The 12,249-nt window shown below is 24.6% G+C and carries 10 protein-coding genes; 4 read left to right on the top strand and 6 right to left on the bottom strand.

What is annotated here, in order from left to right; genetic code table 11:
- Positions 1-7: 7 nt before the first annotated feature.
- Both BINT_RS03835 and BINT_RS03830 read right to left on the bottom strand, forming a co-directional pair.
- Positions 8-394, bottom strand: a complete 387-nt coding sequence (locus tag BINT_RS03835) for an META domain-containing protein (RefSeq protein WP_200859229.1) — start codon at positions 392-394, stop codon at positions 8-10.
- A 29-nt stretch (positions 395-423) separates the two neighbouring features.
- The gene (locus tag BINT_RS03830) at positions 424-924 is read right to left on the bottom strand and encodes a hypothetical protein (protein ID WP_014487241.1); all 501 of its coding nucleotides are present in this window, start codon (positions 922-924) and stop codon (positions 424-426) included.
- Between the two features lie 145 nt (positions 925-1,069).
- On the opposite strand from BINT_RS03830, the gene BINT_RS03825 reads away from it, so the two are divergent.
- Both BINT_RS03825 and BINT_RS03820 read left to right on the top strand, forming a co-directional pair.
- Positions 1,070-3,079, top strand: a complete 2,010-nt coding sequence (locus tag BINT_RS03825; RefSeq protein ID WP_014487240.1) for an FUSC family protein — start codon at positions 1,070-1,072, stop codon at positions 3,077-3,079.
- A gap of 200 nt (positions 3,080-3,279) precedes the next feature.
- Positions 3,280-5,280, top strand: coding sequence for an FUSC family protein (locus BINT_RS03820; protein ID WP_014487239.1), 2,001 nt, complete (start codon positions 3,280-3,282; stop codon positions 5,278-5,280).
- A gap of 3 nt (positions 5,281-5,283) precedes the next feature.
- Here BINT_RS03820 and BINT_RS03815 read toward each other — a convergent pair whose 3' ends face one another.
- Genes BINT_RS03815 through BINT_RS03805 form a run of 3 tightly spaced genes read right to left on the bottom strand, consistent with a single transcriptional unit; the run spans position 5,284 to position 8,281 of the window.
- Entirely contained in the window at positions 5,284-6,459 is a 1,176-nt protein-coding gene (locus BINT_RS03815) for a DUF6348 family protein (RefSeq protein ID WP_014487238.1), read from the bottom strand.
- Positions 6,452-6,970, bottom strand: a complete 519-nt coding sequence (locus tag BINT_RS03810) for a metallophosphoesterase (protein WP_041177227.1) — start codon at positions 6,968-6,970, stop codon at positions 6,452-6,454. The genes BINT_RS03815 and BINT_RS03810 overlap by 8 nt, the downstream gene beginning before the upstream one ends.
- Before the next feature lie 3 nt (positions 6,971-6,973).
- Positions 6,974-8,281, bottom strand: coding sequence for a UDP-glucose dehydrogenase family protein (locus BINT_RS03805; protein WP_014487236.1), 1,308 nt, complete (start codon positions 8,279-8,281; stop codon positions 6,974-6,976).
- Positions 8,282-8,434: 153 nt separating this feature from the next.
- On the opposite strand from BINT_RS03805, the gene BINT_RS03800 reads away from it, so the two are divergent.
- Positions 8,435-10,831: a chemotaxis protein CheA gene (locus tag BINT_RS03800; protein ID WP_014487235.1), complete on the top strand. Its 2,397-nt coding sequence runs from the start codon at positions 8,435-8,437 to the stop codon at positions 10,829-10,831.
- Between the two features lie 89 nt (positions 10,832-10,920).
- On the opposite strand, the gene BINT_RS03795 is transcribed toward BINT_RS03800, so the two are convergent.
- Complete coding sequence (locus BINT_RS03795; protein ID WP_014487234.1) at positions 10,921-11,778, bottom strand: D-glycero-alpha-D-manno-heptose-1,7-bisphosphate 7-phosphatase; 858 nt, start codon at positions 11,776-11,778, stop codon at positions 10,921-10,923.
- Between the two features lie 148 nt (positions 11,779-11,926).
- On the opposite strand from BINT_RS03795, the gene BINT_RS15060 reads away from it, so the two are divergent.
- Positions 11,927-12,169: a hypothetical protein gene (locus BINT_RS15060; protein WP_234944356.1), complete on the top strand. Its 243-nt coding sequence runs from the start codon at positions 11,927-11,929 to the stop codon at positions 12,167-12,169.
- Positions 12,170-12,249: the final 80 nt, after the last annotated feature.

Here is a 12,249-nt window from a genome sequence, read left to right as displayed (position 1 = left end):
TCATTTTTTAATCTTTTATTTCTTCATAGATAAGAGGTTCATCTATAAACCTTGTATATATTATAAGTCTGTTTCCCTCTATTTTGATTGAATATGCTGTTTGAAGTATTGATAAATAATCACCCTCTGCCCTTCTCTTTTCAGCATTATCAGTTTTTCTTGTGGTTTTTATCATATCTATTGATATGCTTTCTCCATCAATCTTACAATTAGCCCAATAATCATTTATAGCAGATTTACCATATATTTTATTATCATCTACACTAATAGTTATATTCATAGCAGTATGCATACTTATAAGACGATAAACTTTAATTTTTTCTTCAATTACAGGTTCTTCTGCTATTGAAACTGCATTATGAGCACATGATACAATAAGGAATATGATTAGTATCGTATTTACATATAAAAATCTTTTTAAAGTTAAAATAAAGTAAGCTCCCCTTCTTTACTTCCGCCGCCGCTAAGATCTTCAAATGTATCCATTGATCCAGAATTATCAAATGCTCCTGAAGAATTGCCTTTAAGCACATCTTCAAATATAGGAGAACTGATAAGTCTAGTATAAGCCTGATTAGCATTCTTCTCAAATTGTATATTAGGATTAGCTTTGATGGCATGAGTTAAAAGCAGCTTAGCAAAACCATTTCTTCTATATGGATAATTCATATATATATATTTAAGTACACAATCTTTATTTATATAATAATATCCATTAATTCTTCCATCTATAGTCAAAAGACCTATATTAGTATTATTTGTGTGAAGAATTTTATTGAAATAAGGTTCAACAAAAACTTCTTCTTTATTATCTTTGATTTTTATATTATGAATAAAATTTTGTAATTCATTTCTGTATATGCTATTATACTCAATAACAACTACAGACGGATATTCTTCATGTTCTATTATTACTGGCGGCATAGTATAATCCCCTTAAAATTAAGATATGATATCTCATTATTAATATCGGCAATAATAAAAAATTATATAATTCTTTATTGACTATTTTTTATTTGTAATATAGTCTATACTATATAATATAAGAAAAAAATATAAATTAATTCCAATGTTTTTTATAAATAATTTTTTTTACCAAAAGCAAAAAGAAAATTTTTTATCATTTATAAAAAGAGCTATAGAGTATACACCTAGTATATTTGTAGGTCTTTTGGTATCTGCAATATCCTTTAAGTTCTATGGAAAAGAAAATGCTAGTATAGGGCCTATTTGTACATTAATATGTGCTTTACAACATAAAAGTTTTTCTATTGATAATTTTCAAATATTAGCTTTAAGAGTATTATTATTTGGACTTTTAGCCACTATAGCAGAACAAAATCTATTTTTTATTATATCATTTAATTTCATAGTACCATTTTACATAGTATATTTCCTCTCAGATGATTTTAAACCAAAAAACTATTTTATATATGGTTTTACATATGTTATATTACAATCATATAACGTACCTATGTCAAGAATATACATAAGAATAGAAGCTATATTAACAGGATTAACAATAGTATTCATATACCTAGCAATCAATAGCTTTTTTACAAAAAATAAAAAATATAATGATTTTTCATATAGAGGGATAAAATCAATAAATAATAAGCTATTAACTTTATACAATAAAGCATGTCCTATAAATAAAAGTGAAGATATAATTTCTATTATAAATGAATATGTTTCAGAAATATATATGGATACATTGAAAAGAAATAATACTATGAATAATAGAAATATAACTCATTTCAAATTTATATTAATTTTAGAAGAAATTAATATCTTAATAGAAAGAGAATATGAAAATTTATATAAATTTACTAAAAAAGATTCAGAATATTTTATAATGCTTTCAAAAATACTAGAAAGAATATCACGCATATTAAAACATGGGATATACAAACATGAATCTGAATATAATATTATAATTAAAATGATAAATGACTTTAATAGTAATTACTTTTTAAGCAATGAAAAAAGTTATTATGAATGGCTATATGTTATAATAAAATTAAGAAATATATTATATAGTATGTTTGAAAATAAAAAAGATGATTTTAAAATAACAAAATCATTCAATTTTAAATTAATGAGCTTAAAAAAAGAATTAAATATTGATAAATGCCATTTCAGATTTTCTTTAAAAATGGGTATTGTAATGTGTATAGCATTTACTGTTAAATATTTTCTTCCAGATCAAATAGCAACTAGAGGTTATTGGCTTCCTATCATATCATATATAATACTACATCCTTTCTATGAAGAACAAAAAGAGACAATAAGAACTCATATATTAGGTAATTTCATTGGAATATTTATATTTGCAATTTTATTTAAATATATTCCTAATAATACAATTATGCCTGCTATAATAATATGTATGGTATTTTCTATATCTTCTAGAAATCAATTCTTTAAAAAAATATACAGTACAATATCTGCATTGATATCATCATTTCCATATATGAATAAATTAGTATCTATATCATCAAGAATTACATTTATGATGACTGCAATATCTATAGTGTGGGTATTTGATAATTTTATAATAAGAACAGAAAATTATAAAGGATTGATAGATAAAATAAGTGAACTTATAGAAATAGATACTATGCTAATAGATGAAATGGAAAAAGCTATAAATAATGAAGTAGGATCTGAATATTTATATGAAATATTATTAAAAGCCTATATGATAAAAAATAATATTATTGTACATGAAAAAAAACAAACAAGATATAAAGGAACTCCTATAAAAGATTCTTTCATAGAAAATAATAGAGAATTTATAGTGGAATCAGAACAATTAATAAATCTTATAAGAAAATATAATAGACCAGAAGATAAAAAAAATATATCTATATTTATTAAAAATATTTCAACAATATTAGAAAATACAGCAAAAATATTCAAAAATGAAATTGATGATATTAGTAATAATATACAAAATAATAATTTTAATAAAAAAAGTAACTCATATTTAATTTATAGATTAGAAAAATGCTTAAATAGTATAAATGCAATTAATGTATCTATAAAAGATAATATGGATAACCTTAATATAAGATAAATAATTAACAAATTTATATTCATCTGTAAAATTAAAAACATAAGTATATTATATATGTTATATTATTAATGCCTTCATGATACAATCCAATTAAAATTAATATAAGCAATAATAAAAAATTATATAATTCTTTATTGACTATTTTTTATTTGTAATATAGTCTAATATATATAATTAATAAAAAATACAAATTAATTCCAATGTTTTTTACAAATAAATTTTTTTATCAAAAGCAAAAAGAAATATTAATTGCATTCATAAAAAGAGCTATAGATTTTCTGCCTAGCGTATTGGTAGGGCTTTTTATAATGGTACTATCTACTAGACTATTTGGAAGAGAAAATGCTACTATAGGTGTAATTTCTATATTTATATGTGCTTTAATGCGTCAAAGTTTTACAATAGAAAGCTTCCCTGCTGTAGCTTTTAGAATACTTTTATTAGGATTTTTGGCAACTATAGCAGAACAAAATTTATTCTTTACTATAACTCTTAACTTTATAGTTCCTTTTTCTATAGTATATTTACTATCAGATGATTTTGTACCTAGAAATTATTTCATATACGGCTTTGCTTATGTTCTTTTACAGGCATACAACATACCTATATCAGATATACATTTAAGAATGGAAGCTATATTAACTGCTTTACTAATAATATTTATATTCTTAGTATTAAATAGATTTTTAACTAGACATAAATTATCTAATAATTTGGCTTGTAAAGGAATAGAAGCTATAAATAAAAAAATATCATCATTATATAATAAAACATGCTCATTAAATAAAAAAGATGATTTATTTCCTATCATAAATGGATATACTACTGCAATATATGTGGACACATTAAAAAGACATAATACTATGAATAATAGAAATATTAATCACTTTCAGCTTGTTTTATTTTTGGAAGAAATAAATTTATTAATAGATAAAGAACATCAAAATATTATTAATTTTACTGATAAAGATTCAGAATATTTTTTTATGCTTTCAAAAATTTTAGATAGAATATCCAATTTACTAAAAAAAGATATATCAAAACATGAAAAAGAATATAATAGTGTAATGTGTGCTATAAATTATTTCAATGATAATTATTCTTTAAGCAATGAAAAAAGTAATTATGAATGGATATATACTATATCAAAATTGAAAAATATATTACACAATATGTTTGAAAATAAAAAAGATGAATTTGAAATAACAAGATTATTCAATTTAAAATTCATAAGATTGAAAAAAGAATTTAATATAAATAAATGCCATTTCAGATTCTCGCTAAAAATGGGAATCATAATGTGTATATCATTTACCATAAGATATTTTTTACCTGATGAAATAGCAATAAGAGGTTACTGGCTTCCTATTCTTTCTTATATAATGCTGTATCCATTCTATGAAGAACAAAAACATAATTTAAAAATAAATGTTTTAGGTAATTTTATAGGAGTATTTATATTTTCGGTTTTCTTTAGGTATATACCTTATGATATGATTATTCCTGCCATAGGAGTATGCTTTTTATTATCACTTTCATCTGTTAATGACTTTTTGAAAAAAATATATGGTACAATTTCTGCATTAATATCTTCATTTCCATATATGCCTAAATTAATGTCAGCTTCATCAAGAGTTGGATTTATAATAATGGCGCTTTCTATTGTTTGGGTATTTGACCATTTTATAATAAGAACTGAAAGCCATAAGGGTATGGTTGATAAGATAAGCGAACTTATAGAAATAGATACTATAATAATAAATCAAATGAGAAAAGCTATAAATAATGAAAATACATCTCAATATCTGTATGAAATACTATTAAAAGCATATATGATAAAAAACAACATCATAGTACATGAAAAAAATCAAACAAGATATAAAGGTACTCCTATAACAGACTCTTTAATAGAAAGCAATAGAAAATTTATAGTTGAAGCAGAACAATTAATACATCTTATGAAAAAATATAATAGACCGGAAGATAAACAAAATATATTAATCTTCATAGAAAATATATCAAACACATTAGAAAACACTGCTAAATTATTCAAAAATGAAATTAATGATTATAACAGCGAAGAAAAAAAGAGAAATATTATAAAAACAGATTCATATATATTTTACAGATTGGAAAACTGTTTTGACAGCATAAATTCTATAAATAATTCAATAAAAAATAATATAGATAATATATTATGACAATTATACAAATTTATATTCATTAGAAAAATTAAAAGCAACAGAAACAAATATATCATTCATTTTTATATTATTATCATTTTGCATAGCTTCATATATTATATGATAAGAATTACTGATATGAACTAATTCATTAAAAGTTTCTTTTTTAAAAATCTTATTTGAAAAACCATCTATCAGAGAATCTTCTATATATTTGTAGCTTGTAAATTGTGTTTTCAATATATTATAATGATTATTTCCTACATTGACATCTACCCTATCATTAAAAACAGCATCTTTAAAAGCATATTCAGCACATATTTCAGGAATAAAATTCATAATTTCTTCTCTTATACTATCATCAGATATTACATTCTTTATATTCTTAATAAAGTAATCATAATTAAAACCGCATTTCTCAAATTCAAGTACATACTCCATAACAAAATACTCAATTTCTTCTTTTGTATAAGGATATTTAATATATGTAGTATCAGACTGCAGTATAAAGAAAAATTGCTTTATAGAAAAAAACTCTCCGTTATTATCCCATTTAATAATTTCATTTTGAACGCAGTTTTCTAATGTTTTATTCTGAATATTATTTATAGTACATTCCACTATAATATCATCATTAGGCATTTTTGCAGCATAAGTCTTTATAAAACTTACTCTATTATTAGCAAGTAGAAAAGGAACTTCTTTATATATAGCATTCCATAAAAAACTAGAATATCCATTTTTTTCATCGAATTCAATATAATCATTATAAAAATCTTCTTTATTATCTATGCTATTTTCTATATTTCCAAGACCTAATATAGGACTTTCACATACAGTGAAAACTTTTTTATTTCCTAATATTGAAGTCTCTATTTCATGATGATGCATGCCTGAAAGAAAATCTAATATACCTTGCAAAGCACAATATACAAAATTATCAGATGAAAGTTCTATAGCCTTATATTCATCTGAAGCTATACTCGATGAAGATTCAAAAAAAACATTATCAAAAAGAGGAGCTTTAACATAGAAATATACTGTGCATAATATACTTTTTTTCTTTTCAAGCTGAATTATTTTAGGCTCTATAGTAATATCATAACTTAAAAATTTAATACACTCATTTTCTATTTCATTTTCATGATTTATAGTAGTATGAAGTCTCTTTAATAGTATATCTTTATAATTATTCATTTAGCACCATTTCTAATATTTCATTAATAGACAATGGGCTAAAATTATGAATATCACATGCAACATTAAATGCTAAATGATGATACTTTTTATCTTTATGCCAGTGTCCATGTATAAGCATAGTATTATTATAATAGCCTTCCCATTCCAATATAGGATAATGAAATAAAACTATTTTTTTTATTATATTACCATAGTCTTTTATATCCAAAACATAATAATCTTTAACAAATTTAAATAGTTTCCTATCAAATTTATCATTATCTAAAAATTTATCATTATTTCCTTTTATAAGGTATTTATTTCCATTCAATGATTTTAATAATTCAGTAGTTTTTAAATATCCTTTATCATTAGAAAAATCACCAACTATATATACATCATCTTCTTTATTTATTTTGTTATTCCAATTATTTACTAAACAATCATGCATAGATTCATAATCATTAAATAACTTCTTCCTATTTGCCGGCATATAAAAAAAATGTGTATCGGAAATAAAATATATCATATATTAATTATCAGCAACACCTAATGAAAAGTATTTAATACCTCTTTCTTTCATTCTGTTCTTATCATATTGATTTCTGCCGTCAAATATAACAGGCTCTTTTAATAATTCCTTTATTTTATCAAAACTAGGTCTTCTAAACTCATTCCATTCTGTAACTAAAATCAAAGCATCAGCATTTTTCAAAGCATCATAAGAGTTTTCAGCATAATATATTTTATCACCAAATATATACTTGGCATTATCAAAAGCTTTAGGATCATATGCCCTAATTTTAGCACCAGCCTCCAAAAGCATATTTATAATAGTGATGGCAGGAGCTTCTCTCATATCATTAGTTCTAGGCTTGAACGCTAATCCCCATAATGCGAAAGTTTTATCCTTGATATCATTATTATAATATTTTAATATCTTTTCAACAAAAATTTTTCTTTGATTAACATTAACTTGATGAGTAGCTTTAAGTAAATCAGAATCTATACCATAATCAGATGCAGTTTTTATCAAAGCCTGTACATCTTTTGGAAAACAGCTTCCTCCATATCCTAAACCATGGAATAAAAATTGATTTCCTATTCTCCTATCACTAGACATACCGATTCTTACTAAATCAGCATTAGCACCTACTTTTTCACATATATTAGCAATTTCATTAGCAAAAGATATTTTAGTAGCAAGAAAAGCATTAGCTGCATATTTAGTCATTTCGGCAGAACGTACATCCATTATAATTATAGGATTTCCTGTTCTAGTAAAAGGATTATAAATATCTCTCATTATATCTATAGCTTTTTCAGAGTTAGAACCTATAACTACTCTGTCAGGCTTTAAAAAATCATCAACAGCAGCACCTTGTTTTAAAAACTCAGGATTAGAAACAACATCAAATTCACCGCTATAATGTTTTTTTATTTCATCTTCTACTAATTTATGAGTTCCAACAGGTACAGTTGATTTGTCTACTATAACTTTATATCCATTCATAGATTTTCCAATATCATTAGCTACAGAAAGTACAAAACTTAAATCGCAGCTTCCATCATCACCTGAAGGAGTTCCTACAGCAATAAAACATGCAATAGACTCTTTTACAGCATAAGACAAATCATCTGTAAATTCCAATCTTCCTTCAGAAACATTGGCAACTATAAGTTCTTCCAAACCAGGTTCATATAATGGTGTAATACCATTTTTAAGTTTTTTTAATTTTCCTTCATCATTATCAACACATATTACATAGTTACCCATCTCAGCTAAACAAGCACCTGTAATAAGTCCTACATAACCTGTACCTATTATACATATTTTCATTTTTGCACCCCTTTAAAATAAAAAAGTAGACATTTAACTATTTTTATCATATAATAAAATAGTATATTTTCAAGCAAAATATTATTTGCTATAGATATTTTTAGGTTTTTACGATAATATATAATAAGATTTTCAATTTTATGGGGCGTGTAAATGGATGATTATATAAAAAGTCTGCTTAAAGATTTCTTTGAAGAAGCATTTGAAATGCTAGATAGACTTGAACAAAATATTCTTATTTTGGATAATGAAAGAAACAATGTTGATGCAATACAGGAAATATTTAGGGCCGTTCATACTTTAAAAGGAAGTGCCGGTGCTGTAGAACTCGTTGAAACACAAAAATACGCCCACAGATTTGAAGACTTATTAGATTTAATAAGAAATAATAAAATAGAAGTAGATGATGCTACTATAGATGTACTTTTAAAAGGTATAGATATATTAAAAGACCTTATTAATACTGCAAGCGAAGAAAGCGAATATTCAGGAGATATAGAAGCGGAAATAAAAAAATTAGAAGATTTCAAAAACATGAAATTAGGACAAGGTCCTGCCCCTTCTTCTGGAGATGCTCCTGCTGCAGCTCCATCTGGAAATGCTCCTGCTGCCCCTGAAGCTGAAAAAAAGATAAATAAATATGAACTTCTTCCAAATGACAGCGATTTATTAGGAATAATAAGGGATAATGTAGAAGAAAATGTTAAAACAAAATTGGTTCATGTAAGTTTTGATCCTGAAAGCCCTATGAGAACTGTAGGTGGGGTTCAAGTATTCGTTGCATTAAAAGATGTAGGCGAAATAATGGGAAGTATACCTCCTCTTGAAGCCTTGGAAGGTGATGAATTCTATGAACATGTAACTTATATACTAGCCGCTATTAAAGAAGATCAAACAATAATAGATGCTATTACCTTACCTGATGTTACTAAAGAAATATCAATAGAAGAAATAATACTTGAAGAATATGAAAAATTCCTTCAAGAGAAAAAACAAAAAGAAGAAGCTCAAAAAGCAAAAGAATCTTCTGCTTCTTCAAATGCTGCTAAAAAACCTGATGCTGCTAAAGGCGGTAAAGATCATAAAGTAGAAAGACAAAGTTCATTCTTAAGGGTAGAAAGTGATAGAATTGATGCTATGATGAACCAAGTTGGAGAGCTTGTAACAAATAAAAGTTCTTATGTACAGTATGATGATGATCTTACTTCATATCAAAAAATTATAGGTACTGGCATCAATGAAGTAAAAAGATATTATAGAGATAGTATTGTTCAGATACTTAGAAAATTTGAAGAGCATTTACAGAAAAAAGAAGCTAAAGAAATCAGAAACACATATATTGACGGATTCAATAATAAATTAAACGAATTTGTAAAAATGGAAGAAGAGTTTAAAAATACTTTGGACAGATTCAGAAACTCTTATCAGCTTCTTACAAGGGTAACAAATGAACTTCAGGAAACTGTAATGAAAATTAGGATGCTTCCTATAGCTCAAACTTTTAACAGATTCCCTCGCCTTATAAGAGATTTATCAAGAGATTTAGGTAAAGAAGTAAAATTAGAAATGTACGGAGAGGAAACTGAATTAGATAAATCCGTTATTGAAGTTTTAGTTGACCCATTAGTTCACATCATAAGAAATGCTATGGACCATGGTATAGAACTTCCTGAAGATAGGGAAAAAGCTGGAAAGCCTAGAACAGGTACTGTTGTTTTGAGTGCTTCGCATGAGGGTAACTTGATCATCATAAAAATATCAGATGATGGTAAAGGAATGATACCTCAAAAAATATTTGAAAGTGCCGTTAAAAAAGGACTTGTATCTGCTGATGCTAAACTTTCAGAAAGACAAATGCTTGAATATATATTTGCTCCTGGTTTCTCTACTGCTGCTAAAATTACCAATGTATCCGGAAGGGGTGTTGGTATGGATGTTGTTAAGAAAAGTTTGGAGAAAATAAATGGTACTGTAGGTATAGAAACAGAATGGGGAAAAGGTTCTACTTTCTTCCTAAGAATTCCTCTTACTGTTGCTATTATTCAGGCTCTTATAGTTGATGCTGAAAAAGAATATTATGCAGTTCCTATTAACAGTATATTAGAAACTGTAAAAATAGATGTTAAAGATATTCAAGAATTGGAAGGAATAGAAGTTATCAAAGTTAGAGATGATGTTATCAATGTACTAAGTATTAAAGAATTATTCAGACTTCCTTCAAGATACAATAATATAAAATCTTACTATGCTGTTATACTTTCTTCTGAAGGTAAAAAAGTAGCATTACTTGTTAATAACTTAATAGGTGAACAAGATATAGTTATTAAAACTCTTAAAGATAATATTACAAAATCAGAAGGTTTAGCAGGGGCCACTGTTTTGGGTGATGGTACTGTAAGCTTCATTTTGGATATACAAACAATAGTAAGTCTTGGTACTAAGAGAATCATTGAAAGAGGAAAAGTCAATAATAATAAAGGCAATAAAAACGATTTAAGAAGCTTTATTGAAAAATTAAAAAATAATGAAATACCTGAAATACAGCAATAAATTTGCTTAAAATATAATAGACTTATTAAAAAACTAATTAACATAATCAACTATTAGTTTTTAATAAGTCTATTTTTTATAAATGATATTTATTTAATAATATTATATATATCATCTATTTTTACTATATTATCTTTATTTTCTATATCATAAACATCTGTAGCAACTAATAATGTACGAAGATAAGGTATTTTTACAATATCAGTATCTCTATCGCCTATCATAAAAGAATTAAATAAATCTATATTATATTTTTTTGAAGCAAGCAAATGCATTCCGCATTCAGGTTTTCTTAACATAGAAACTATATTATAAGGCTCTACATGCCCTTTAATATGATAAGGACAATAATAAAAATCATCTATAATTGCACCTTTATTTTTATATTCATCGTATATGTATTTATGAACATTATTCACATCTTCATTAGTATAATAATTGTATGATACGCCTGCCTGATTTGTTGTTACTATTGTAATATATCCTTTATCATTTGCATGTTTAACTATATCAATAAAATCTGAATTTATTTTTACTCTATCAGTAGTTCCTATATATCCAACATCTTCAATTAAAACACCGTCCCTATCTAAAAATAAAGCCTTATTAATTTTTTTAGTATCATCTGCAAAATATGAAGGTATACCATACAATATATTTTTATCAAATGCTTCATTTATCAATTTATTTATATACTCTTTATTGTCATATATTTCTGATTTATTATACAATTTTCCATTATGAACTAATAAATTATCATTAAATAAATATCCAGATAAAATATTTGTTATATCATTTTTTATTACTTTATAACTTTTATCTATAGTATATAATTTAGAATTCTCTGATGATGTATTATCCATATTAAAATCTAATGCCATTAATACAGAATCTTTCTCCAATTTTTTATAAAACTCATAAAAATAATTTTCTATATTATTATACATATTTCAAATCCCAATATTTTTGATATGATTTATAATTATTCAAGTTTAATATAAAAAAAGAGTTTTTTCAATAAAAAGCATTCTATTATTTACATTGATTTTTTTGGTTTATGATATATATTATTAGTCAAATTACGGAGTTTATGAAATGAATAATAATTTAACTAATCCAAATAATACAAAAAATAAGAATTATTTAAAAACATTACTATATTTATTAATAGCAACAATATCAACTATTCCTACATGTATTTATATAATTACATTAACGAATATAGATGAAAACTATATACTTCCAATATTTTTAAATATGCATTTCTTTATTAGTTTTTATCTATTTTGTTTTACTATAATTTTTCATTTAAATAATTTAAATAAAAACTTATTTTAATTACATTTTTATCATTTCTATTTATATCTTTGATTGCAAGTTTTTCTAATATATTTTTTAACTATGTTTATATGCCTCCT

The organism is Brachyspira intermedia PWS/A (assembly GCF_000223215.1).
In the GTDB taxonomy this organism is placed as follows: domain Bacteria; phylum Spirochaetota; class Brachyspiria; order Brachyspirales; family Brachyspiraceae; genus Brachyspira; species Brachyspira intermedia.
Note: the sequence above shows the minus strand (reverse complement) of the source record. Positions and strands in the feature narration are given on the sequence as shown.